General features: G+C 70.8%; 21 protein-coding genes and 1 pseudogene. 11 read left to right on the forward strand and 11 right to left on the reverse strand.

From position 1 onward, the window contains the following. Positions 1-4: 4 nt before the first annotated feature. Entirely contained in the window at positions 5-1,024 is a 1,020-nt protein-coding gene (locus GUY60_RS01605) for a LacI family DNA-binding transcriptional regulator (protein ID WP_161693008.1), read from the reverse strand. 128 nt (positions 1,025-1,152) lie between these two features. Here GUY60_RS01605 and GUY60_RS01610 point away from each other — a divergent pair, with 128 nt between their 5' ends. From GUY60_RS01610 to GUY60_RS01640, 7 genes are read left to right on the forward strand one after another with little or no spacing between them, the layout of a single operon-like run. Next, positions 1,153-2,229: a C45 family autoproteolytic acyltransferase/hydrolase gene (locus tag GUY60_RS01610; RefSeq protein ID WP_161693009.1), complete on the forward strand. Its 1,077-nt coding sequence runs from the start codon at positions 1,153-1,155 to the stop codon at positions 2,227-2,229. Positions 2,230-2,258: 29 nt separating this feature from the next. Next, complete coding sequence (locus GUY60_RS01615) at positions 2,259-3,932, forward strand: amidohydrolase (protein ID WP_312866145.1); 1,674 nt, start codon at positions 2,259-2,261, stop codon at positions 3,930-3,932. Continuing rightward, positions 3,929-4,954 (forward strand): ABC transporter permease, encoded by a 1,026-nt coding sequence (locus tag GUY60_RS01620; RefSeq protein WP_246234138.1) that lies wholly within the window; start codon positions 3,929-3,931, stop codon positions 4,952-4,954. Before GUY60_RS01615 ends, GUY60_RS01620 begins: the two co-directional genes overlap by 4 nt. Beyond that, positions 4,951-5,829, forward strand: a complete 879-nt coding sequence (locus tag GUY60_RS01625; protein ID WP_161693011.1) for an ABC transporter permease — start codon at positions 4,951-4,953, stop codon at positions 5,827-5,829. Before GUY60_RS01620 ends, GUY60_RS01625 begins: the two co-directional genes overlap by 4 nt. Further along, positions 5,826-6,908, forward strand: a complete 1,083-nt coding sequence (locus GUY60_RS01630; RefSeq protein WP_161693012.1) for an ABC transporter ATP-binding protein — start codon at positions 5,826-5,828, stop codon at positions 6,906-6,908. The genes GUY60_RS01625 and GUY60_RS01630 overlap by 4 nt, the downstream gene beginning before the upstream one ends. After that, positions 6,905-7,726, forward strand: coding sequence for an ABC transporter ATP-binding protein (locus GUY60_RS01635; protein WP_161693013.1), 822 nt, complete (start codon positions 6,905-6,907; stop codon positions 7,724-7,726). Before GUY60_RS01630 ends, GUY60_RS01635 begins: the two co-directional genes overlap by 4 nt. A 2-nt stretch (positions 7,727-7,728) precedes the next feature. Next, positions 7,729-9,378, forward strand: a complete 1,650-nt coding sequence (locus tag GUY60_RS01640) for an ABC transporter substrate-binding protein (RefSeq protein ID WP_161693014.1) — start codon at positions 7,729-7,731, stop codon at positions 9,376-9,378. Positions 9,379-9,440: 62 nt separating this feature from the next. On the opposite strand, the gene GUY60_RS01645 is transcribed toward GUY60_RS01640, so the two are convergent. From GUY60_RS01645 to GUY60_RS01665, 5 genes are all read right to left on the reverse strand, one after another. Next, positions 9,441-10,328, reverse strand: coding sequence for a hydroxyquinol 1,2-dioxygenase (locus GUY60_RS01645; protein ID WP_161693015.1), 888 nt, complete (start codon positions 10,326-10,328; stop codon positions 9,441-9,443). After that, positions 10,325-11,395: a maleylacetate reductase gene (locus GUY60_RS01650; protein WP_161693016.1), complete on the reverse strand. Its 1,071-nt coding sequence runs from the start codon at positions 11,393-11,395 to the stop codon at positions 10,325-10,327. Before GUY60_RS01650 ends, GUY60_RS01645 begins: the two co-directional genes overlap by 4 nt. 122 nt (positions 11,396-11,517) lie before the next feature. Beyond that, on the reverse strand, positions 11,518-12,189 hold the full coding sequence (locus GUY60_RS01655) for a 3-oxoacid CoA-transferase subunit B (protein ID WP_161693017.1): 672 nt from the start codon (positions 12,187-12,189) through the stop codon (positions 11,518-11,520). Continuing rightward, positions 12,186-12,857 (reverse strand): 3-oxoacid CoA-transferase subunit A, encoded by a 672-nt coding sequence (locus tag GUY60_RS01660; RefSeq protein ID WP_161693018.1) that lies wholly within the window; start codon positions 12,855-12,857, stop codon positions 12,186-12,188. Before GUY60_RS01660 ends, GUY60_RS01655 begins: the two co-directional genes overlap by 4 nt. Then, positions 12,854-14,083 (reverse strand): thiolase family protein, encoded by a 1,230-nt coding sequence (locus tag GUY60_RS01665; RefSeq protein WP_161693019.1) that lies wholly within the window; start codon positions 14,081-14,083, stop codon positions 12,854-12,856. The genes GUY60_RS01660 and GUY60_RS01665 overlap by 4 nt, the downstream gene beginning before the upstream one ends. Positions 14,084-14,175: 92 nt before the next feature. Here GUY60_RS01665 and GUY60_RS01670 point away from each other — a divergent pair, with 92 nt between their 5' ends. Both GUY60_RS01670 and GUY60_RS01675 read left to right on the forward strand, forming a co-directional pair. After that, positions 14,176-15,060 (forward strand): LysR substrate-binding domain-containing protein, encoded by an 885-nt coding sequence (locus tag GUY60_RS01670; protein WP_161693020.1) that lies wholly within the window; start codon positions 14,176-14,178, stop codon positions 15,058-15,060. Positions 15,061-15,303: 243 nt separating this feature from the next. Next, a complete protein-coding gene (locus GUY60_RS01675; RefSeq protein WP_161693021.1) occupies positions 15,304-15,756 on the forward strand; it encodes a TY-Chap domain-containing protein in 453 nt (150 codons plus the stop codon). Between the two features lie 32 nt (positions 15,757-15,788). Here the strand turns inward: GUY60_RS01675 and GUY60_RS38695 are convergent. The 4 genes and pseudogenes from GUY60_RS38695 to GUY60_RS01690 form a co-directional block, all read right to left on the reverse strand. Continuing rightward, a pseudogene (locus tag GUY60_RS38695) lies at positions 15,789-15,986 on the reverse strand (IS5/IS1182 family transposase); the annotation flags it as partial. 98 nt (positions 15,987-16,084) lie between these two features. After that, complete coding sequence (locus tag GUY60_RS38445; protein WP_223178642.1) at positions 16,085-16,162, reverse strand: transposase; 78 nt, start codon at positions 16,160-16,162, stop codon at positions 16,085-16,087. Positions 16,163-16,552: 390 nt separating this feature from the next. Beyond that, positions 16,553-16,729: a hypothetical protein gene (locus GUY60_RS01685; RefSeq protein WP_161693022.1), complete on the reverse strand. Its 177-nt coding sequence runs from the start codon at positions 16,727-16,729 to the stop codon at positions 16,553-16,555. Positions 16,730-16,740: 11 nt separating this feature from the next. Continuing rightward, positions 16,741-18,306 (reverse strand): long-chain-fatty-acid--CoA ligase, encoded by a 1,566-nt coding sequence (locus GUY60_RS01690; RefSeq protein ID WP_161693023.1) that lies wholly within the window; start codon positions 18,304-18,306, stop codon positions 16,741-16,743. Between the two features lie 222 nt (positions 18,307-18,528). Here GUY60_RS01690 and GUY60_RS01695 point away from each other — a divergent pair, with 222 nt between their 5' ends. Continuing rightward, on the forward strand, positions 18,529-19,734 hold the full coding sequence (locus tag GUY60_RS01695; protein WP_187369906.1) for a TetR/AcrR family transcriptional regulator: 1,206 nt from the start codon (positions 18,529-18,531) through the stop codon (positions 19,732-19,734). Positions 19,735-19,797: 63 nt separating this feature from the next. Here the strand turns inward: GUY60_RS01695 and GUY60_RS01700 are convergent, their stop codons facing one another. Continuing rightward, positions 19,798-21,006, reverse strand: coding sequence for an oxygenase MpaB family protein (locus GUY60_RS01700; RefSeq protein ID WP_161693025.1), 1,209 nt, complete (start codon positions 21,004-21,006; stop codon positions 19,798-19,800). A 229-nt stretch (positions 21,007-21,235) separates the two neighbouring features. On the opposite strand from GUY60_RS01700, the gene GUY60_RS01705 reads away from it, so the two are divergent. Then, on the forward strand, positions 21,236-22,891 hold the full coding sequence (locus GUY60_RS01705; protein ID WP_161693026.1) for a succinic semialdehyde dehydrogenase: 1,656 nt from the start codon (positions 21,236-21,238) through the stop codon (positions 22,889-22,891). The last annotated feature ends 59 nt before the right edge of the window (positions 22,892-22,950 follow it).

The raw sequence follows: 22,950 nt of genomic DNA on the forward strand, positions 1-22,950 counted from the left end.
CAGTTCAGTGGGTGCGGCGCGACGACGCGCGGACCCGGAAGCGGGCCGTCGTCAGGACCGGTCCCGCGCTCGGCTCGCCCGCGATGCGTGCCTGGAGGAGGTCGAGCAGCGCCAACGTCGTCTCCGCGGCGTGGAGTTCGACCGCCGAGATGGCGGGCCGGCTGTGCCGGGTGTGCTCGGAGTCGGAGGCCGCGGCGAGCATCGTCCGGTCGGGTACGGCGACGCCGCGAGCCGTGAGGCCGACGAGCACTCCGGCCGCCTGGCGGCCCGTATGGCACAGGATCGCGTCCGGGATCCCGTCGTCCACGATCGTGTGCGCGACGGTCTCGCCGCCGCTCTCGCCCGCGCGCTCGGCCGACTTGTAGACGCGCGGTGTCATCCCGGTGCTCTCGCACCATGCGCGGTACGTCGCTTCGCTGTCGATGTTCCACGCGTTGGGGTCGGTGCCGCGCAGCAGCACGATCGACCGGGCGCCGTTCGCGATGAAGTGCTCGTAGACGCGCCCGAAGTATGTGGCCTCGTCCTCCGTGGCCCAGTCGGTGAAGTCCGGGCGGCCGGGGTCGCGTGCCAGGGTCGCGTACGGGATCCCGCGCCGTTCGAGGAGCGCGACCACCGGGTCGTCCAGGTGCGGCATCATCACGATGTAGCCGTCAAGGGACAGCGCCAGTGGGGGAGTTGGCCGCTTCGTCGGGTCGGGGACGAGCATCACGCTGAGGCCGCGGTCCATCGCCTGGGCCGAGATGGCGCCGATGTAGCGGGTGAACACGTCGACGCCGCGCGGCGCGTACTCGCCCAGCGAGTCAAGTGACCGCATGACGAGCCCGATCGCCCCGACCGACGAACGGCGCAGGCCGCGCGCGAGGGCGTCGGCCTGGTAGTCCATCTCCTCGGCGACGGCCCGGACACGCAGGCGCGTGGCCGCGCTCAGCGTCCCGGTGCCGTTGAGCGCCATCGAGACCGCCGCGACGGAGACACCCGCGCGCTTGGCCACATCGCGGATGGTGATGCCCTTCGACCGCGCCACGGCGACCTCCCGAGTCCGGGTGAAATTCAGCTGCGAACAGGCCGTTGTATTAAACGTTTTACCTCCCTAGCGTATCGACCGCCCCCAGCTGTGATGGGCATCACAAGCAAAGGTCGGACAACGCCACCATGAAGCTGCACTCACTGCGCACCACCACCACCGACTCCCACGAGCGTGGACGCGAGATCGGTATCCGATACGCGGACCAGGTGCGGGACGTCAGCGCCCGCTACCTGGCGCATTTCAACGTTCTGGGCATCCCGGAGCCGACTGCCCGCGACATCGTCGCCCGTAGCCACGAGGCCTTGCGCGCCTGGGCCCCGGCTCTGGCCGAGGAGTCCGACGCGATCGCCGAGGCCGTGGGGATCGAGCCGTGGCAGGTGGCCGCGGTCGGCGCACGCACCGAAGTGCTCGCCGCCGCGCCCGTGCCCGGAAAGGGCGAGTGCACGACCGCCGTGCACGTACCGCCCTCCGGCGGGCCGCCCGAGACGATCCAGACGTGGGACTGGCACGACGCGCTCACCCCGGACGGGCTCCTGCTGTCCCTCGTGACCGCGGACCGGCGCCGGGTGAAGCTGTTCACCGAGTTCGGCGCGGGCGCGAAGATCGGGGTGAACGACGCGGGCCTCGGCCTGCACTTCAACATCCTGCGGCACCGCTCCGACCACGCCGGCGGCGGCGTACCCGTCCATGCCGTCGCGCGTCGCGTCCTCGAAGAGGCGACGACCGTGGCGGAGGCCCGCGACCTCGTCGCCTCCGCGCGCCTGAGCGCCTCCACCGTGCTGACCGTCGCGACCTTCCGGGACGGTCACGCCGAAGCGGCGTCCATCGAGATGTCGCCCGCCGGGATCGCCGTGGTGCGACCGGACACCGACGGCTGGGTCGTCCACACGAACCACTTTCTCGACGCCGCGCTCGCCGAAGGGGACGCCGGTACCCCGGCGTCGGCGTCGGCCGAGCGCTACCTCCACGCGCGCGCTGTGCGCGGCGACATGACCGGCCGCGCCGCGCCCGAGCGCGCGGCCGCCTTCTGCGGCGGTGACGGCGCCGACGCGGTGGTGTGCGTACACGCCGACGCGTCCATGCCGGGCCATGAGCAGTGGGGCACGTTGCTCACGGCCGCTCTCGACCTGCCCGGCTTCGCCCTCCAGTACTGGGCGGGCAACCCCGACACCGCGGCCCGCGAGGGTCTCGACCAGTTCTGACAGTTCTGAGGATCCCGATGCACAACGACGTGAACCGACCCGTTCACCTTTATCGAAACGCCCGCGTCTTCACCTCCGACCGGCGCCCCTGGGCCGAGTCACTCGTGGTGGTGGGCGACCGGATCGCCTACGTCGGCGACGACGCCACCGCGCTACGGGTGGCCGGTCCTGACGCCCTGATCCACGACCTCGACGGCGCGACCGTCCTGCCCGGATTCGTCGACGGCCACGCGCACGTGGTCGGCACCGGCGAGGCGGCCGGGCAGGTCGACCTCTGGGGCGCCAACTCGGTGGCGGAGATCCAGCGGCGCATCCGCACGTGGGCCGAGGACAACCCCGACGCCCCTCGCGTACTCGCCACCGGGTGGAAGCACGGGGACATACCCGGCGGCCGGCTGCCCGATCGCGGCATGCTCGACGCGGTCGTCGCCGACCGGCCCGTGTACGCGCAGGCCTACGACTTCCACTCGATCTGGCTGAACTCGGCGGCCCTCGCCGAGGTCGGCATCGACGACAGCACGCCGTCGCCGCCCGGCGGAACCGTCCACCGCGGCGCGGGCGGCGCGGCCACCGGCCTGGTCGACGAGACCGCGATGCACCACCTCGTATGGCCGGTGCTCGACGGCTTCAGCACGGACGCCGACCGCGACGAGGCCCTGGCCGTCGCCCTCGCCGCGTACGCCGAGTCCGGGGTCGTCGGCTCGACCGAGATGGCGCTAGGCGAGGACGACTACGCGGCGATGCGCCGGGCCGACGCGGCAGGCACCCTGACCACGCGCATCGGCGCGTTCTGGCGCGTCCAGCCCACCGGCGACAAGGCCAGGAACCTCGCCCAGGTCGAGCGTGCCGTCGCACTCGCCGCCCACCACGCCACCCCGTTCCTGCGCGTGACCGGCATCAAGGTCATGGTCGACGGCACGGTGGACGGCTGCACCGCGTCGCTCGGCAAGCCCTACGTGGACGGCACCAACGCCGACCCGATCTGGAGCCTCGCCGAACTCGCCCCGGTGGTGGCCGCCGCCGACGCCGCCGGGCTCCAGGTCGCCATGCACGCCATCGGGGACGAGGCGACCCGCGTCGCGATCGGCGCCGTCGAGCAGGCCGTGGCGCTCAACGGCCCCAAGGAGCGCCGCCACCGCATCGAACATCTCGAAGTCGTCGACCGCGCGGACATCGACCGGCTCGCGGCGCTCGGCATCACGGCGAGCATGCAGCCCGTGCACGCCGACCCGGCCGTCCAGGAGAACTGGCGGCGCGTACTCGGTGACGAACGGGTCGAACGCGGCTTCCCCTGGCCCGAGTTGACCGACGCCGGGGCCACGCTCGCGCTCGGCACCGACTCCCCGACCTCGCCGCACGCGCCGCTGCCCAACATGTTCATCGCGGCGACCCGGCGCTCGGCCCTCGACCCGTCGCTGCCCGCCAACCTCGCGCACTACGCCCTGCCGTTGGCCGCCGCGATCGTGCACGCCACCCGCGACGCCGCCTGGGCGAGCCGCTCCGAGCACCTGCACGGCCGTATCTCCGAAGGGCTGTACGCCGACTTCATCGTGCTTGACCGGGACATCTTCGCCCGGCCGCTCGACGAACTGCTCCACGCGCGCGTGCTGCGCACGGTCGTGGGCGGCCGCGCGGTCCATCACGTGGACGCGGCCCATCACGTAGAGCCGGTCCATCACGTAGAGCCGGAGGTGAACCGATGAGTGACGCGATCATGTCGGCGCCCGTGCCCTCGGGGCAGGCGCAGGCCAAGGTGAAGCGGCGGCCCGGCGGGGCGATGGCGCGGTTCGTCGCCGTGCGCGTCGCGGGCCTTGTGGCGACCCTGTTCATCGCGAGCCTGGTCGTCTTCGGGGCGCTCTACGCCGCGCCGGGCAGCCCGCTCACATATCTCACGCACGGGCGCACCATGAGCCCCGAGGCCGTCGCCGAGATCAAGGCCGAGTACCACCTCGACGACTCCATCTGGCAGCAGTACCTGCGCTGGCTCGGTGATGTGGTGCACGGCGACTTCGGTACCTCGATCATCTACAACCAGCCCGTGTCGACGCTTGTCGGCGGCCGCGCCTCGGTGACCACGCTGCTCGTCCTCATGGCCGCGGCGATCGTCCTGGTGCTCGGCCTGGCCATCGGCACGATGGCCGGACTCAGGCCCGGCTGGTTCTCCCGGTCCGCGATGGCGGCCGCGACGGGCGTGATGGCGGTGCCGACCTTCGTCGGAGCGGTCGTCCTGATCGTCGTGTTCGCCGTCCAGTTGGAGTGGTTCCCGGTGTTCGGCGCCGGCGGATCGGGCCTCGACGCCGTCTACCACATGGTGCTTCCGTCGCTCGCCCTCGCGCTCGCGTCCGTCGCGTTCGTCGCGCGGCTCGCCCAGACCGCGGTCCGCGCGGAGCTGTCCGCCGACCACGTGCAGACGGCGATCAGCCGCGGACTGCCCCGCAGGACCGTCGTCCGCAGACACGTGATGCGCAACGCCGCGATGCCGGTGCTCACCGTCGCCGGTCTCACCGTCGCGGGCCTCATCGCGGGCAGCGTCGTCGTGGAGCAGGTCTTCCAGCTGGGCGGGCTCGGCCAGTTCCTCGTCAGCTCGGTCCAGCAGAAGGACTTCCCCGTCGTCCAGGCGATCTGCCTGGTGTACGTCGCCGCCTTCATCGTGCTGAACACCCTCATCGACATCGCCTACACACTGCTCGACCCGCGGGTGTCGATCGGGAAGAAGGACTCATGAGTACGACAGCGACCGCGGTACGCCGGACCGGAGCCCGCAAGGCCGGCCGGCGGGCGACGCGGGGGACCAGCGGCATCGGCACGACCGGCTGGGTGGCGATCGTCCTCCTCGGGCTCGTCGTCTGCGGCGCACTCCTCGCGCCGCTCCTCTCCCCGCAGGGACCGAACGCCGTCGACCTGTCCGGCGCGTACCAGGGTTCGAGCGGCGCGCATCTCCTCGGCACCGACGCGAGCGGCCGTGACCTGCTGTCCCGCCTCTTCCACGGGTCCCGCACCGCGCTGATCGGACCGTTCCTCGTCGTGGCGGTCTCGACGCTCCTCGGTACGGTCCTCGCGCTCGCGGCCGTGTGGTTCGGCGGCTGGTTCGACCAGCTGGTGGTCCGGGTCGTCGACGCGGTGTTCGCCTTCCCCGGTCTGCTCCTCGCGATCCTGGCGACCGCCCTGTTCGGCTCCGGTCTGCCGGCCGCCGTCGTGGCGCTCTCCGTCGCGTACGTCCCGTACATCGCACGGATCGTACGGAGCGCGGCGCTGCGCGAACGCAACCTGCCCTACATCGCGGCGCTCCAGGTGCAGGGCGTGCACGGGCTGCGGATCGCGCTCGGGCACATCCTGCCCAACGTGGGCGGCCTGATCGTCGCCAACGCCACCCTCGCCTTCGGGTTCGCGCTCATGGACCTCGCGGGCCTCTCCTTCATCGGCCTCGGGGTGCAGCCGCCGACCTCGGACTGGGGCGCGATGGTCGGCACCGGCATGGCCGGTGTGCTCCAACAGCACCCGCAGGAAGCGCTGTTCGCCAGCGCGCTCATCGTCATCACCGTCGGCGCCGTGAACATGCTCGGCGACCGGCTCACGGAGCGCTGGGAGGCCCGCTCGTGAACGCACTTCTCCAAGTCGAGGATCTGACAGTCAAGTTGCCGGTCGCGGGCGAGCTGCGCACCGTACTGCGCGACGTCTCGTTCTCGCTCGACCGCGGCAGCACACTCGGCCTTGTCGGTGAGTCGGGCTCGGGCAAGTCGATGACGGTACGCACCGTCGCGCGCCTGCTCCCCGACGGCGCCGACGTCCGAGGTGGCGTCCGCTTCGACGGCGCCGACGTGTTCGACCTGCGCGCCGACGCCCTGCGGTCCTACCGGGCCAAGGACGTCGCGATGATCTTCCAGGACGCGCGGGCGTACACGAACCCCGTACGCACCATCGGTGACTTCCTCACCGAGGCGATGCGGGTCAACGACCGGATGCCGAAGGCCGCCGCCCGCAAGCGCGCCCAGGAGCTGCTCGCCGAGGTCGGGATCGGGGACCCGGAGCGGCGGCTGCGCCAGTACCCGCATGAACTCTCCGGCGGTCTGCTGCAACGCGTGATGATCGCCGCGGCCGTCGCAGCGCGGCCCCGGCTCATCCTCGCGGACGAGCCGACGACCGCGCTCGACGTCACCACCCAGGCCGAGGTGATGGCGATCCTGCGGCGCATGCAGCGCGAGTACGGCATGGCCATGCTTTTCATCACGCACGACCTGGAGCTCGCCGGAGCCGTGTGCGACGAGACGATCGTGCTGTACGCGGGCCAGGTCATGGAGCGACAGGCGTCGGTGCGGCTGCACGAGGACCCGCTCCACCCGTACACCGCCGCACTGGTGCGGGCGCGGCCCGAGATCGACCGCCGCGTCGACCGGCTGCCCGCGATCAGCGGTCATCCGACGACCGCGTACGAGGCACCGGACGGCTGCGCGTTCGCGCCGCGCTGTTCCTTCGCGCAGGACGACTGCCTGGCCGGAGTGCCGCCCCTGCTGCGGATCGGTCCGGGGCAGACCCGGTGCGTCCAAATGCCGGACCTGCGCGGCCAGTTGATGCCGCAGTCGCAACCGCAACCGCAACCGCAACCGCAGTCGCAACCGCAGTCGCAACCGCAGTCGCAACCGTACGTCGGCTCCGCTACGAACGAGGAGGCCCAGCGATGACCGAACCGCTGCTCGTGGTCGAGCACCTGACCAAGACGTTCGGCCATGGCCGTGCCCAGGCGACCGCGGTCGCCGACGTGAGCTTCGCCCTGGCGCCCGGTGGTTCCCTCGGCATCGTCGGTGAGTCCGGCTCCGGCAAGACGACCACGGCACGCATGATCATCGGCCTGGAGCGTCCCTCCGGCGGCCGCATCACGTTCCGGGGCGAGGACCGTACCGCTCCGGCGCGTTCCGCCCGCAGCCGGCGTCAACGGGGCCGGGACATCCAGATCGTCTTCCAGGACCCGTACACCTCGCTCGACCGCCGCCAGCGCGTCGGCGACTGCCTCGCGGAAGTCGTCGGCGTGCACGCCCGGCCCGGCCGCGAGGAGACCCGGACGCGCGTGCGCGAACTCGCCGAACTCGTCGGCCTCGACGACCGGCAGCTCGCCGCCCTGCCGAGATCACTGTCCGGCGGGCAGCGCCAACGCGTCGCCATCGCCCGCGCGTTGGCCGCCGACCCGGACATCCTCATCCTCGACGAGGCCGTGTCCGCCCTGGACGTGTCGATCCAGGCGCAGATCCTCAACCTGCTCTCGGACATCCGACGCAAGCGTGGCGTGAGCTACCTGTTCATCAGCCACGACCTCGCCGTCATCCGCCAGGTCACCGACGACACGATCGTCATGCGGCACGGCGCGGTCGTCGAGCAAGGGCCCACCGCCGACGTGCTCGACCACCCGCAGGACCCCTACACCCGCCTGCTGCGCGACAGCGTCCCGCGCGGCGGGTGGGACCCGGAAACCCTCACCGCCGCCCACTCACCAGGAGCTGAGTAGCCATGCCCACACCCCGTAGACGCACATCCGCCCTCGCCGCTGTCGCCGCCACCACCCTCGTACTGGCGGGCTGCTCCGGCTCCGGCGGCGGCTCCGCCGGAGACGCGGCCAAGTCGTCCGAGGCGCTGACGACCCTCACGCCGGCCGGCAAGGGCTCGGTCGACAAGATCACCTGGAATGTCTTCCAGGGCGAGCCGCAGACCGTCGACCCCTTCCAGTCGGCCGACTACACGCCCAACATGATCAACTCGAACATGTGCGAGACCCTGTTCGCCCAGACACCCGACTTCAAGATCAAGCCCAACCTGGCGACCTCGTACGAGAACCCCGACCCGAAGACCTGGGTCTACAAGCTGCGCAGCGGTGTCACCTTCTGGGACGGCTCCCCGATGACCGCCGACGACGTGGTCTGGAGCATGAACCACAACATGACGAAGGCCTCGGGCTTCTACGGCTACCTGTACAAGAACGTCGCCTCCATAGCGAAGACGGGCACCGACGAGGTGACCGTCAGACTCAAGAAGCCCGACTACATGTTCAACGACGAACTGGCCAGCTACGCAGGTGTCGTCGTGCAGAAGAAGTTCTACGAGAAGCACGGCAAGAAGGTCGGCACGCCCGGCGTCGGCGTCATGTGCACCGGCCCGTACAAGTTCGCCAAGTGGAAGCGCGGCCAGTCCATCACCGCGAGCCGCTACGACGGTTACTGGAACAAGTCGCTGCCGCGGAAGGTGAAGAACATCGACTTCACGTTCCTCACCGACGACTCCGCGATCACCTCCGGCCTGCTCTCGGGCCAGATCGACGGCACGTACCAGCCGCCGACCGCCGGCCTTACCCAGCTGCGGGCGTCGTCGGCGGGCAAGCTCTACTCGGGCCCCGCACCCCTGGCCGTCACGCTCGTCGTCGCGAACGACAAGGGCGCGATGGGCAACGCCGACGTACGCAAGGCGCTCCAGATGGCCATCGACTGGAAGGGCATCGGCAAGCAGGTGTACGCGGGTGAGGGAACTCCCGCCTCGCTGCAGACCGTTCCGGCCGTGTACGGCTTCGCGAAGGACGAGCTGAGCGAGTACGCGGACTCGGTGAAGACCGACGGCACCCCGAAGATCGACGCGGCGAAGAAGCTGCTCGCCGGCGTCCCGGCCGACGTGAAGAAGAAGCAGATCAGCCTCGTCGTCCCGCAGCAGGCGGAGACGCAGCAACTGGGCGTCGGCATCAAGGACGCGGCCGACAAGATCGGCCTGAAGTTCAAGCTCGACGTCGTCCCCGCGACCGGCTACTCGAACTACCTGTACGACCCGGCCACCCGCGGCGACACCGACCTGCTCTACACCCAGTTCTGGCCGAACATCCCCAACCCGCTCGACTGGCTCGGCCTCACCGCGGTGACCGGCGGCACGTTCAACCAGTCCGGCTACAAGGGCATCGACGGCCTGTACGCGAAGGCGATCGGCGAGAAGGACGACCACGCCCGCGCCCAACTGGTCGTGGAGATGGAGAAGAAGCTGCACGAGGAGATGAACCCGATGTTCTCCGGCCTCCAGCTGACGAACGACGTATGGCTCGGCAGCAGAATCACCGGCGCACCGGCGGCGTTCGACTTCGTCTACTACCCGTGGGCGGCGCACCTGGGCGGAACGGGCAAGTAGTTCTTGGGGTTGCCCCCGGCGAGGGTCTTGTCGGACTCTTCGCCGGGGCGTTTCCGTGACGCTCAGTCGTCCTCCCCAGGAGCAAGCACCAAGTCGAACCGCATACTCGCCCAAGCCCCTTCGGGGAGTGAACCGTCGGGCGCCCGCCCGGAGTTGTGGTGGTCGGCCTCGACGACGAGGCTGTTCTTCACGCCGAAGACGGCGTCGCGGTCGAGGTAGGGGTCGCCCGCCACGAAGATGTGGGTGATCAGCGTGCGGTGGTCTGGTGCGGTGGCCTTGAAGTGCAGGTGTGCGGGCCGCATCGGCCCGCGTCCCGACGCGGTGAGCAGCTCGCCGACCGGTCCGTCGTGCGGGATCGGGTACGGGGTCGGCAGGACCGTCCAGAAGCGGTACGTGCCGTCGGGTCCGGTGCGCAGCCAACCCCTTCCGGCCGTGCGGTTGCCGTCGTACTGGACGTCGTAGAAGCCGTCCCCGTCCGCGCCCCAGACGTCAAGTCGCGTGCCCCCGAGGGGAGTTCCGTCCGCGGAGCGCACCTGCCCCGATACGTAGCACGGTGTTCCTGGCGCCCCGCCCGCGAGGTCTCCGCCGAGCGCGACCTCAGGGGCGTCGTCGACGAAGAACGGCCCGAACACCGTCGCCTCGGTAGCTCCGGGTGTCTTCGGCTCGTTGATCGCGACGGCCAGCATGGAGAGGCCGAGCACGTCGGACAGCAGCACGAACTCCTGGCGCCGGTCGTCGGTGATGTGCCCGGCGCGGGTGAGGAACTCGATCGCCGCCTCCCACTCCCGCTCGCTGAGCCGGACGTCCCGCGCGAAGGAGTGCAGGTGCCGGACCAGGCTCTGCATGACCTCACGGAGCCGAGGGTCTGCGGTCCCGTCGAAGCTGGCGACGACCTCGTCGGTCACCGCCTGCTCCCGTTCGTCGGCGGGTACGGGGCGCTCGCTGGTCATGTGTCCTCCCTCGCGGGGGCGGTGCCGGACCAGGCGCCGTGCAGCAGCGACCGGAGCCCGGCGGGTGTGACGGGGTGCGGGTTGTCGGCGGGGGCGAGCGCGAGGATCTCGTCGAGGACGGTGTCCAAGTCGCCCTCCCTCAGGCCGAGTTCGCGCAGGCCGGCCGGTACACCGAGCCGTTCGCCGAGCTCGCGGAGCCCGCCGACCGCGTCCCGTCGGCCGAGCGCGTCGGCGATCCGGGCGGCGGCCTCGGGCGCGTACGGGGCGTTGAAGGCCAGCACGTGCGGGAGCACGATCGCGTGCGTCCGGGCGTGCGGCAGGTCGTACGCGCCACCGAGCACGTGGCAGATCTTGTGGTGGAGGCCCGACCCGGCGACAGCGAACGCTGACCCCGCGAGATACGCGCCGAGGAGCAGGTCGGCCCGTGCGCCGCCGTCGGCCGGGGCGGCGGCGACTGCGGGGAGGCCGGCCGCGAGGTGGCGGATGCCGTCCTCGGCGACGGCGCTGGAGACCGGGTTGCGGCGCGGGGCCCAGAACGCCTCGACGCAGTGGGCCATGGCGTTGAGGCCGCTGGCCACCGACAGGTCGGCGGGGAGCGTGAGCGTCAGCTCGGGGTCGTAGACGACGGTCCGGGGGAGCACTCGTGGGTCCGTGCCGGTGGTCTTGCGGGAACCCTCGGTCAGGCCCCATACGGGGGTGACCTCGGAGCCCGCGTACGTGGTGGGCACGGCCACGATCGGCAGTCCCGTCGTCAGCGCGACCGCTTTGGCGGTGCCGGTGGTCGATCCGCCGCCCACCGAGAGCACCAGGTCGGCCCCGACCGCCGCCTCGCGGGCGCGCTCGGCGACCTCGACCGGGACGTGCGGGCGTACCCCGGCGAACGTGGCCGCGACCCGGCCGGCGAACGGGGCACACAGCTCGCGCGCCAGCTCCGTCTCCGTACCGCCCGCGATGAGCAGGATCCGCTTCGCCCCGAAGGCGTCGACCTCGGCCAGCAGTCCAGTGCGTGCGACGCCCGGCCCGAACACGACCCGGCCGGGCAGTGCGTCGTAGGTGAAGGTGCTCATCGGGTCGCCTCCACGGCGGCGGTGGGGGTGCTGCTCGCGGTCATGGAACTCATTGTTTCCACCGCCGGGCCGGGACGCCCGCGGTGGAGAGCGGTCGTCCCGGCCCGGCCCGAAGCGCAGGGTCAGCCCGGGGTGGGCAGCAGTGGCAGGTCCAGGCGGGTCGCGAGTTCGTCGACGGTGGGCCCGAAGGTCTCCCGGACCGTGACGCCCTGCGCCGTGATGTCGAAGACGGCGAGGTCCGTGTAGACGCGGTCGACGCAGCCGAGGCCGGTGAGCGGGTAGCCGCACTCGGGCACCAGCTTGGGCTTTCCGTCCTTGGTGAACAGGGTCATCATCACGAAGACCTTCTTCGCCCCGATCGCCAGATCCATCGCCCCGCCGACGGCGGGTATGGCGTCGGGTGCGCCGGTGTGCCAGTTGGCGAGGTCGCCCGCCGTGGAGACCTGGAAGGCGCCCAGCACGCAGATGTCCAGGTGGCCGCCGCGCATCATGGCGAAGGAGTCGGCGTGGTGGAAGTACGCCGCTCCTGGCAGCTCGGTGACCGGCACCTTGCCCGCGTTGGTCAGGTCCGGGTCGACCTGACCCTCCTTGGCGGCGGGGCCCATGTTGAGCATGCCGTTCTCGGTGTGCAGGACCACGCCGGAGTCGGCGGGCAGGTGGTCGGCGACGAGGGTCGGCTGTCCGATGCCCAGGTTCACGTACGCGCCCTGCGGGATGTCACGGGCGATGAGAGCGGCGATGTCGTGCTTGCTCAACGGGCCCTGAGCGGCCGCCACTTGACTGGTCGGGTTCATGCGCGGTCCGCCTCCTGCACCACTCGGTCGACATAGATGCCCGGTGTCACCACGGCCTCGGGATCGAGGGCGCCGGTCTCCACGATCTCGCCCACCTGCGCGATAACGGTGGTCGCCGCGGTGGCCATGACGGGGCCGAAGTTACGGGCCGTCTTCCGGTAGACGAGGTTGCCCATACGGTCGGCCCGGTGGGCGCCGATCAGCGCGACATCGCCCTTGATCGGGTACTCCAACACGTACGTACGGCCGTCGATGACACGGGTCTCCTTGCCCTCGGCGAGCAGCGTCCCGGCCCCGGTGGGGCAGAAGAACGCGCCGATCCCGGCCCCGGCCGCCCGCATCCGCTCGGCGAGGTTGCCCTGCGGTACGACTTCGAGCTCGATCTTTCCGGCCCGGTACAGCTCGTCGAAGACGTACGAGTCGGCCTGCCGGGGGAAGGAGCAGAGGACCTTGCGGACGCGGCCCTTGGCGAGGAGCGCGGCGAGGCCGGTGTCGCCGTTGCCGGCGTTGTTGGAGACGACGGTCAGGTCCGTGGCGCCCTGCCGGATCAGGGCGTCGATCAGCTCGACCGGCATCCCGGCCATGCCGAAGCCGCCCACGAGTACGGTCGAGCCGTCCTGGATGCCGGCGACCGCCTCTTCGGCGTGGGCACACAGCTGCACGCTCATCGGCTCGTCTCCGTTCCGGTCCCCGAGACGTTCTCCGAGACGTTCTCCAGGACCACGGCGAGCGCCTGGCCCACGCCGATGCAGATCGCCGCGACGCCCCAGCGCTCGCCGGACTCCTTCAGCCGGTGGGCCAGGGTGCTCAGGAGCCTGCCGCCGGAGGCGCCGAGCGGGTGGCCGAGGGCGATGGCGCCGCCCTTGGTGTTGACGATCGACGGGTCGACCTTCCAGGCGTCCACACAGGCCAGTGACTGCACCGCGAAGGCTTCGTTGAGCTCGACCGCCGACACGTCGGACCAGGTGATGCCCGCACTCTTCAGGGCCCGGTTCGCCGCCTCCACCGGCGCGAAGCCGAACAGTTGCGGATCGACGGCGAACACGCCGCGCCCCGCGACACGGGCCAGCGGGTCCGTGCCGATACGCGTGGCGGCGGCCTCCGAGCCGAGCAGCACGGCCGAGGCGCCGTCGCTCAGCGGCGAGGCGTTGCCCGCGGTGATCGTCCCGTCGGGGCGGAACGAGGGCTTGAGCGCGGCGAGCTTGTCGGCCGTGGAGCCGGGCCTGATGCCCTCGTCGCGGGCGAGCGTGCCGCCCTTGCGGTCGACCGTGACGGGCACGACCTGGTCGTCGTAGAACCCGGCCGTCCAGGCGGCGTCTGCGAGCTGGTGGGAGCGGGCGGCGAACTCGTCCTGCCGTTCCCGAGGGACGGTGAAGCGCTCGGCGAGCTGCTCGTTGGCCTCGCCCAGGGAGACGGTCCACTCCTTCGGCATCCGCTCGTTCACGAGCCGCCAGCCCAGCGTGGTGGAGACGGCGTTCAAGTCCCCTGCGGGATAGGCGCGTTCGGGCTTGGGCAGCACCCACGGGGCGCGGCTCATCGACTCCACGCCACCGGTCAGCACGATGTCCGCGTCGCCGGTCTCGATGGTGCGGGAAGCGATCATCGCCGCGTCCAGGGACGACCCGCACAGGCGGTTCACGGTCGTGGCGGGCACCGAGGTGGGCAGCCCGGCCAGGAGTACGGCCATCCGGCCGACGTTGCGGTTGTCCTCGCCCGCGCCGTTCGCGTTGCCCCACACGACGTCGCCGATCTCGCCCGGATCAAGCGCGGGCGCCTTGGCCAGGACACCGGTCACGGCGAGCGCCGCCAGGTCGTCGGGCCGGATACCGGCGAGAGCACCGGAGAACCGGCCGAAGGGCGTCCTCGCCGCTGCGTACACGTAGCTGTCGGTCATGCTCCTCACGCTAGAGCCAGCCCCTTCATCACGTCCAAGACCTAGTTCCGCATGATTGATAAGAGTGCGTTATAGAACCGTAGAATGCGCTCATGGAACTCCGTCAGGTCCGCTACTTCCTCGCGCTCGCGGAAGAGTGCCATTTCGGGCGTGCCGCGGCCCGCCTCCACGTGGCCCAGCCCGCCCTGTCCCAGCAGATCAAGCAACTGGAACGCGAGCTGGGGACACCCCTCTTCCACCGGTCCACGCGGCACGTGGAGCTCACCGAAGCGGGCCGTGAGCTGACCGGGTACGCGCGCACCCTGCTCGCCGAGGCCGAGCGGGCCCGCGTGCACATGACGGAACTCGCCACCGGCCGCGCGGGCCGCGTCTCCGTCGGCTTCATCGGCACGGCCACGTACGACGTACTGCCCCGCGTCGCCCGCACGGTACGGGCCCAACTTCCCGAGATCACCCTGGAGTTGCGCGGCGAGCTGCTCACGCCGCAGCTCGTGGACGGCCTGCTCGACGGTACGTACGACCTGACCGTCCTCCGCTCCGGCAGCGCACCCGACACGGTGAGCATCACGCCACTGCGCACCGAGACGCTGGTCGCCGTGCTGCCGACCAGCCACCCGCTGGCGTCCCGCCGGCAGATCTCCCTGGCCGCCCTGTCGGACGAACCCTTCGTCGTCCACCCCGCCGGGACCCGCTCCGCCATGCACGACCGCGTCCTGTCCGCCTGCCGCCGGGCGGGCTTCGAGCCGCCGTCCCTCGTCGAGGTGGGGGAGACCGCCACCCTCGTCGTCCTCGTGGCCGCAGGGCACGGCGTGGCACTCGTACCCGAGTCGGTGCAGAGCCTGCGCCTCGACGGTGTCACGTACGTACCGCTGGCCGAGAAGGAGACGGTCGGCCTCGTCCTGGGCCGCCGCGCCACCCACCAGGCACCCGCCGCGCAGCAGGTCGCCGCTGTCATCGAGGAGTGTGTGCGGGCCTGAGCGGCGGGTCGGGGGAGAGGAACAGGGGATCAGCGTGGAGTAGGCCGCGTCGTCTGGTGCGTGGTCTCGGCGTGCACCCGGATCGCCCTCGTACTGGACGTGCTTGGGTGATGCGGGCGTGATGCGAGTGGGGGTCCCCCCGGCCGGAGGCTGGGGGAGCGTGCCAGGCGGCGTGGCCCAGCGCTGATCCAGCGAAAGGCCCTAGTCGGGTGTCTCCCCGATCGGTGCCGGTACGTTGGCCCGATGGACGAGGCGTGGAGCGAGTTCCGTGACCGGCTGCGGGCGGAAGTGGCCGGTATGGGCGAGAGGGACACCCTGGTGGTCTCCGAGCCCGACCCGGAGCCGGCGCTGGTGCCCGACGCCCCGGGCCGGCGCTGGTGGCAGCGGCGCCCCAAACCCCGACAGGAGACCGGGCGTTACGTGCAGTTCATGAGGTGGGACGACGGGTTCGGCGCCGAATGCGTCTCGTTGGCCTACCGGAAGATGACCGAAGCACAGAAGCAGCGGTTGCTGTCGCTCGGCTGGTCCGACCCGGACGCCCACCCGCCGCGCAGCGGGCGCTCGGAGAATCACGAGATGTGGTTCGGCCTCGACGAGGTCGACCGACTTGCCCAGATCTCCACCGACTCGCTCCGCGTACTGGGTGAGGAGCCGCCCGACGCGCAGTGGACCTGGCGGAAGGACCCGCCGGCGTGAGCGGCCGGAGCGGCTGGGGCGTTTCTTCTGGATCACCTCGCTGACCAGATGAGGATGTCTGCGATGTGGAGTGCGGCGAGGTAGACGGTTGCGGTCTTGTCGTAACGGGTGGCCAGGCCGCGCCACTGTTTGAGGCGGTTGATGCAGCGCTCGACGGTGTTGCGTTGCTTGTAGGCGTCGCGGTCGAAGGCCGGCGGTCTTCCCCCTGGGCGACCGCGGCGCTTGCGGCGTGCTGGTGGGCGCGGACGATGGTGGAGTCCACTGCGACGACCCAGTCGAGGTCGCCCTCGGAGTCCGCCTGGGCCAGCAGAGCGGTGAAGACCTTCTCTCACGTGCCGTCGGCAGCCCACTTGCGTAGCCGGTTGTGGACGCCTTTCCAGGAGCCGAACTCCTCGGGCAGGTCCATCCACGGACAGCCGGTGCGGTACCCCGTACGTGGCCTGGCGCCCCGACTCTGTGCGAGGTGCCTCAGCTTCTCCGCGTCGCCGCCTGCGCCCGCATGGCATTAAACGCGGCGTTGTCCCGCGCGGTGGCCGGTGGATACGCGAAGACTCGGACACGAGTATCTACCGCGAGGTCGGCGCAGCGCCCAGCCCACAGCTCGAGGCCCTGCGCGGCCCGAGCGAGGAACACTGCCAAGGCGGCAAAGAGAATGACAGCAACCAACAGCCCTTCCGCGCCCCGTTCCAGCCAGCCAACAGGCTTCCCCTCGCCGAGGGGCTCGCCTTGGATCGCCACACGGAAGAACCCGGCACACTGTTGACGACCTTCTTCTCGTCCTCGGGAGGTCGCTCGGTCATGCAGCAGGTCCGCCCTGGTTGATCGTCAGGCCGCCGTGGTTGTCCCCGCCGATGAAGACGCCGTCACCCGTGTTGTGCTGGTTATAGACCGTGGGTCCGGCGACGGTGAGCGCCTTGAACTCGGTGATTGCATCCGGGTAGGCGGTGAGGTGCGCGTGGAGCAGAGGGGTCACGCGTCGGCCCCCTAGCGCGAGAAGCGTTCCGCGTCCCCCTCCCGAAGCGCGGGCTTGCGCACCTTGCCGCCCGCGTTGCGGGGGAGTTCAGAGAGCGGGATCAGGTCCTTGGGGTACTTGAAGGAAGCGAGCCGCCCCTCGAGGAAGGCCGAGAGGTCGCGCAGCGACAGTTCCGCTCCGGGTGCGAGCGTGACGTACGCGACCGGTACCTGGCCCCAGCGTTCGTCGGGCCTGCCGATGACCGCGACCTCGCGTACGTCGGGGTGTGCGGCGACGGCGTTCTCCAGCTCGGCGCAGTAGATGTTCTCGCCGCCGCTGATGATCATGTCCTTCTTGCGGTCGACCACCCACACGAAGCCCTCCTCGTCCCGCCTGACCAGGTCGCCGGAGTGGAACCAGCCGCCCTCGAAGGCCTCCGCCGTTTCCTGCGGCTTCTGCCAGTAGCCCTGCGTCAGCGTGGGCCCGCGGTACACGATCTCGCCGACCTCGCCCACGGCGACATCGTTCATGTCCGGGTCGACGATGCGGTGTTGGATGCTCGGGATCGGCCGCCCGACCGAGCCGAGCTTGCGCAGCGAGTCCTCGCCGCGGAGCACGCACGTGATCGGTGACGTCTCCGTCTGGCCGAACACCGCCACGTTGAGTGCACCCGGGAACGCCTCGCCCATGGCGCGCAGCGTCGCGTCGCTCGCCGGGGCGGCCCCCCAGCTGATGATCCGCAACTTCAGGTCACGCTTGTCGATGCCGGGCTGCGCGCAGAGCAGATCCCACTGCTGCGGAACGTTGAACACGACGGTGGCGCCCTCGCGTTCATACGCGTCGAGCACGGCCTTCGGGTCGAACGCGCCGAGCGGATGGATCACGACCGTGCCGCCGACCACGAAGTTCGCCACGATCGAACCCAGGCCCGCGATGTGGAAGAAGGGCGCGGTCAGGAAGCCGATGTCGGAGTCGTCGAACATCTCCATCGCGCGGATACAGGTGATCGCCTGCACCTGCATGTTGCGGTGCGACAGCATCACCCCCTTCGGTTGCCCGGTGGTGCCCGAGGTGTACATGATCAGCGCGGTCGACTCCTCGCTGATGTCGGGCAGTTCCATAGGGGCGTACGCCGACAGAAGATCCTCGTACGCGAGCTCCGCCGGGCCCGGATCGCCGCCGATGACGACGAGCGTGCCGATCGAGGCGACGCTCGGCACGGACCGCAGCAGCGGCAGGAGTTGAGCGTCCACGACGATCGCCGAAGGGGTGCAGTCGGTGAGGATGTGGTCGAGCTCAAGGGGCGCGAGCCGGAAGCTGAGCGGCACGGCCATCGCGCCGACGCTGTTCGCCGCGAACACGCTCTCCACGAACCACGGATGGTTCAGCGTCAGCAGGGCCACGCGGTCACCGGCGCCGACACCCCGGTCCGCGAGCGCGGCGGCAAGGCACAGCGACCGCCGCGACAACTGCGCCCAGGTCGTGGTCTCCCCGAGGTGGCGAAGCGCGGGCTTGTCGGGGCGCGTCATCGCGTGGGTGGCCGCCTGGGACATCCAGTGGTGCCGGAAGGTCCAGGCGGGAGCAGTGTCCGTCGACATGGGGCGCTCCTCGGGTCCGTGGAAGAGTTCGTCAGCAAGTTCGTCAGAGAGTTCGTCAGGGAGTTCGCGGTCTGCGGCATTGTGCCGGTCAACACCGTTGGTGGAGAAGCGTGCTGACGTGATTTGTTAACGGCGAATCACATGGGGCACGGCTCGGGCGCCCGGTCCGGCGTGTGATTGACTTGGCCGTATGGCCCCGTCCCCGCCCGTGTGTGCGCGTTCATGACCGCCGAGTCGATCTCCGCCACCCGCCCCCGCAACCGCAGGCAGCTCATCGTCGAGGCGGCCGGCCGCCTCTTCAGCGAGCGCGGTTACCACGCGGCGTCCATGGAGGAGATCGCCGCCGGTGTGGGCATCTCCGCCGCGGCCCTGTACCGGCACTTCCCCAACAAGTACGCGCTGTTCGCGGAGTGCGCGCACGCCATGGTGGACCGGCTCGTCGCGGCGCTCGACGAGCTGCCGCCCGATGCCGCCCCGGCCGAGGTGTTCACCGCCCTCATCCGGGTCACCGTCGCGCACCGTGTGTCGGGTGGCGTGTACCGGTGGGAGGCCAGGTACCTCGACCGCGAGGACCGCCGGCTGCTCCGGGCCAAGTTCGGCCGCGTCGTCGGACGGGTCACCGAGGCGATGCGGAGTGAAGTGTCTTTCTGTGGCGATGAGTTGGGGCTCCCAGGTGAGCAACCCTTCGCTCCCGGCGGCCAGTTGCAGATCGTGGCCGCTCTCGGAGCGGTCGGGTCCATCACGATGCATCGCACCTCCATCGCTCAACACCGCCTGGAAGAACAGCTGTTGGCGTGCGCCCTGCGGGTCTCCGCCGCCGACCCCGTACCGGCCGGGGGGAGCGGGCCTGCCGTCGAGCTGCCGGTGCTGCCGGTGGCGCGCTCGCGGCGGGCCGAGATCCTCGCCGCCGCCGTCCCGCTGTTCGCCCGGGACGGCTTCGCCCAGGTCACCAACGGCCAGATCGCGCAGGCCGTGGGGCTCGCCCCGTCCGCGCTCTACCGGCACTACCCCGGCAAGGTCGACATCCTGGCGGCGGCCTGCCTCCAGGCCGCCGGGCTGCTCGCGCAGGCGGTGGACCAGAGCCTGCGGGACGTGGCCGATCCACGGGACGCGGTGGTGGCGCTCGCGGCGACGTACGTGGCGTACAGCTTCGAGCACACCGCCCTCACGAGCGTGGCCGAGGCCGAGTTCGTCGGACTCCCGGCCGAGCTGCAGCGCCCCCTGGTGCGGGCGCAGCGTGAGCACATCGCCGTCTGGGAACAGCAGTTGAGGCTCGCCCGTCCCGAGCTCGACCCACGCCAGGCCCGCGTCCTGGTGCACGCCGGGTTCGGTGTGGTGGTCGAGGCCGGGCGACGCCTGCGCTGGCGCGACAGCCCCGAACACCGGGCCGCCGTACGCGAGTTGGTCGTGGCCGCGCTCGGGCTCTGAGCTGCTCCGGAACGCCAGGCAGCCCCGGAGCGCTGGTCCGCCCCGGAGCGCCGGCCCGGTGGCTCAGGAGCTCGGCCTGTTCCCCGTCGGGATCACGATGGGCGTACTCGTCCCCGAACCGCCGTTGCTCAGGAACGCCATGGCCAGGGCGCGCACGAACTGGTCGAACACGTAGAACGCGCCGGGCGCGACCGGTATGAGCCCCTCGCGGAACAGGATGAACGCGGGCCACCCGGTGCGGATCAGGGCCGCCGACGCGGGATCCCGCTTCAGGCCCAGCCAGTCGCCGATCTCGTCGCTGAGCACGTACCGTACGAACTCGTTGAGGAACCCGCGCGTCACCCCCAGGTCGACCTGTGATGGCAACCCGAGGAGATCCTCGGCCAGTTGGACGCCCTCGGTCGTCGGCGCGATGATCGGCGTGAGCACCTGATCCGACTGCGCTTCCGCGGCGGCCCACGACTTGGGAATGTACTCGTCCCGCACGCCGAGCAGATGCAGGGCGACCTGCCAACTGTGCAGGAAGGCCTCCTGGTCCTCGGCCGGGAACGGGACCTTCCAGTCGAGCAGCTTCCTGCGTACGTACGTGCCCAGGCTGTGGAACGTGACCAGGATGTCGGCGTTGCTGATCGGGATGTCCTGGTCCGAGACCCCCGACCAGTGCGGCGACTGCGGCAGCAGGTGACGCACCGCGGCGTGCACCAGACGCGTCTTGTTGGCGGTGACCACGAACTGGCCCGTCGGCTCGAAGCCGTCCAGCTGGGCCAGGTCATAGCCGAACGTGAACGTCTTCGCCGCTCGGTCCTTCATGTCGGCGCCGCCCGCGGACCAGTAGACGCTTCTGGCCTCCCTCGGGATCACGGTGCTCATGATGCCGCTGCCGAGGCCGTAGAGCATGAAGAGGTAGGTGTCCTTGCGCCGGTTGAAGTCGGCGGCGCGTGCCAGCTTCGCCGGATCCGCCCAGGAGGGCAGCGAGTTGACCTTCCGCAGCCATGCGGTGAGGTCGCCCGGGAGGCCGGCGGGCAGCGGGTCGTTGTTGTTCACCCAGGACTCCATCGCGGTGTTGACCGCCGGGACCTGGCCGTTCTCGATGAAGGAGACCATGAGCCGGTCCACCTCGTCGTCCCACACATACTCCGGGTCGGTGCCCGCGCCCGCTCCGGCGACCGAACCCGTCGGCGACCACGCCCATGCGGTGGTCGGGCCTGCCGCGCCCACGAGGCCGAGCGCGGCCCCGAGCGACAGGACTTTCCTGCGACTGGGATTGCTCATTGACTCAACTGCCTTCCTGGTGGGACGTGCGGCTCAACAGGCCTTGTACGGCTCGGTGTTGGAGGTGCCCGGCACATCTGACTGCTTGTTCCAGGATGTGATTTTCGATTAACATAGCGAGGCGCGCTGCCGTCGACAAGGCCATCGGCAAGGGGATGGGTGAAGCATCGGTGAGGGCATCGCCACGGCGTTCCGGATCGACTCAATCCCGTACGACCGAGGAGCCCGAATGACCACGGAGCAGGACCGGACACCCGCGCCGGCCGACGATGGGACAGCCGTACAGGCCGATGCCGCGACGCCGGACGGCGCCCGACCCGCCTGGGTGACGGACGAGTTGATAGCGCGGTGGTGCGGGTGGGTGGCCCGCGACGCGACGGGCGGCGGTCCCGACGAGGTTGCGCCGCTGACCGCTGCCGCGCCGTTCGACCTGGCGCCGATCGCGGCCGTACCGGGGTGCGCCACGCAGGACGTGACGCGCGCGGTCGACGGAGCCCGAGCGGCCCGTCCCGCGTGGGCGCGCATGCCGCTGCGGCGCCGCGCCGAGGTCGTACTCGCCTTCCACGACCTGCTGTTGGAGCGGCAGGACCAGGTGCTCGACCTGATCCAGTGGGAGACCGGCAAGGCGCGCTATCACGCCTGGCAGGAGGTGGCCCAGGTCGCCACCATCGCCCGGCACTACGCGCGCCGCGCCCGCCACTACCTGGCGCCCCGGCAGGTGCGCGGCATGCTGCCCGGCCTGACGAAGGTCAAGGAGGTGCGGGTGCCGAAGGGCGTGGTCGGCGTCATCTCCCCGTGGAACTACCCGCTCTACCTCGGCGCCGGTGATGTCCTCCCGGCCCTGCTCGCGGGGAACGCCGTCGTCTCCAAGGCGGATCCGCAGACCCCGCTGACCCTGCTGTGGACACGGACGCTGATGGCGGAGGCCGGGCTGCCGGACGAGGTATGGCGGATCGTGACCGGCCCCGGGGACGTGGTGGGCACCGCACTCGTCGACTCCGTCGACTTCGTCTGCTTCACCGGGTCGACCGCCACCGGACGCACCGTCGCGGAGCGCGCCGCCCGCCGCCTGGTCGGGGCCTCGCTCGAACTCGGCGGCAAGAACCCGCTGATCGTACGGGAGGACGCCGACCTCGCCGCCGCGGCCGCCGGCACGGTCGCCGCGGCCTTCGCCAACACCGGGCAGATGTGCATCCACATCGAACGCGTCCACGTGCACGAGAAGGTCTATGACGCGTTCCGCGACGAACTGGTCCGGGCCACAAGGGAGTTGCGGCTCGGCCGGTCCTACGACTACGCGGCCGACATCGGGTCACTCACGTCGGCGGCGCGACTCGCGGCGGTCCAGGAACACGTCGACGGTGCGGTGGCGAAGGGGGCGACGGTACTCGCGGGCGGCCGGGCCCGTCCCGACATCGGCCCGCTTTTCTACGAACCCACGGTCCTCGAAGGCGTCACGGACGAGATGGCCGTATGCGGCGAGGAGACGTTCGGGCCGGTCGTCTCGCTCTACGCCTATGCCACGGACAGCGAAGCGGTGGACGCCGCCAACCGTGGCAACTACGGCCTCTCGGCGTCGATCTGGTCGAAGGACACCCGCGCGGCGGACCGGATGGCGGCCCGTATCCGCGCTGGGGCGGTCAACATCAACGACGGTGCCGCCGCAGCGGCCGGGAGCATCGAGGCCGGTATGGGCGGCATGGGCGACAGCGGACTCGGCAGGCGGCACGGGCCGGAGGGGATCCGCAAGTACACCGAGAGCCAGACGGTCGCGGCCCAACGGCTCCTGCCCCTCGGACCGAAGACCGGGGAGAGCGCCGTGGCGAACTTCGTCCGCCGCACCAACGGCCAACTCGCCCTGCTGCGCCGGCTGCGGGTGCGTTGAGCGGCGACGCCTTGCGCGTACGCGAGCGCGACCTGACCTACCCAGCCCCAGCCCCAGCC

This window comes from Streptomyces boluensis (assembly GCF_009908195.1).
Taxonomy (GTDB): Bacteria; Actinomycetota; Actinomycetes; order Streptomycetales; family Streptomycetaceae; genus Streptomyces; species Streptomyces boluensis.

What these genes read in the sequence shown, in the direction of transcription:
- GUY60_RS01650 (WP_161693016.1), bottom strand. Translation starts at nt 11,395, where the DNA reads ATGAGCACCTTCACCTACGACGCACTGCCCGGCCGGGTCGTGTTCGGG.
- GUY60_RS01610 (WP_161693009.1), top strand. Translation starts at nt 1,153, where the DNA reads ATGAAGCTGCACTCACTGCGCACCACCACCACCGACTCCCACGAGCGT.
- GUY60_RS01700 (WP_161693025.1), bottom strand. Translation starts at nt 21,006, where the DNA reads ATGAGCAATCCCAGTCGCAGGAAAGTCCTGTCGCTCGGGGCCGCGCTC.
- GUY60_RS01675 (WP_161693021.1), top strand. Translation starts at nt 15,304, where the DNA reads ATGGACGAGGCGTGGAGCGAGTTCCGTGACCGGCTGCGGGCGGAAGTG.
- GUY60_RS01645 (WP_161693015.1), bottom strand. Translation starts at nt 10,328, where the DNA reads ATGACCAGCGAGCGCCCCGTACCCGCCGACGAACGGGAGCAGGCGGTG.
- GUY60_RS01625 (WP_161693011.1), top strand. Translation starts at nt 4,951, where the DNA reads ATGAGTACGACAGCGACCGCGGTACGCCGGACCGGAGCCCGCAAGGCC.
- GUY60_RS01655 (WP_161693017.1), bottom strand. Translation starts at nt 12,189, where the DNA reads ATGAACCCGACCAGTCAAGTGGCGGCCGCTCAGGGCCCGTTGAGCAAG.
- GUY60_RS01640 (WP_161693014.1), top strand. Translation starts at nt 7,729, where the DNA reads ATGCCCACACCCCGTAGACGCACATCCGCCCTCGCCGCTGTCGCCGCC.
- GUY60_RS01670 (WP_161693020.1), top strand. Translation starts at nt 14,176, where the DNA reads ATGGAACTCCGTCAGGTCCGCTACTTCCTCGCGCTCGCGGAAGAGTGC.
- GUY60_RS01660 (WP_161693018.1), bottom strand. Translation starts at nt 12,857, where the DNA reads ATGAGCGTGCAGCTGTGTGCCCACGCCGAAGAGGCGGTCGCCGGCATC.
- GUY60_RS01620 (WP_246234138.1), top strand. Translation starts at nt 3,929, where the DNA reads ATGAGTGACGCGATCATGTCGGCGCCCGTGCCCTCGGGGCAGGCGCAG.
- GUY60_RS01665 (WP_161693019.1), bottom strand. Translation starts at nt 14,083, where the DNA reads ATGACCGACAGCTACGTGTACGCAGCGGCGAGGACGCCCTTCGGCCGG.
- GUY60_RS38445 (WP_223178642.1), bottom strand. Translation starts at nt 16,162, where the DNA reads ATGGACCTGCCCGAGGAGTTCGGCTCCTGGAAAGGCGTCCACAACCGG.
- GUY60_RS01690 (WP_161693023.1), bottom strand. Translation starts at nt 18,306, where the DNA reads ATGTCGACGGACACTGCTCCCGCCTGGACCTTCCGGCACCACTGGATG.
- GUY60_RS01695 (WP_187369906.1), top strand. Translation starts at nt 18,529, where the DNA reads ATGACCGCCGAGTCGATCTCCGCCACCCGCCCCCGCAACCGCAGGCAG.
- GUY60_RS01635 (WP_161693013.1), top strand. Translation starts at nt 6,905, where the DNA reads ATGACCGAACCGCTGCTCGTGGTCGAGCACCTGACCAAGACGTTCGGC.
- GUY60_RS01705 (WP_161693026.1), top strand. Translation starts at nt 21,236, where the DNA reads ATGACCACGGAGCAGGACCGGACACCCGCGCCGGCCGACGATGGGACA.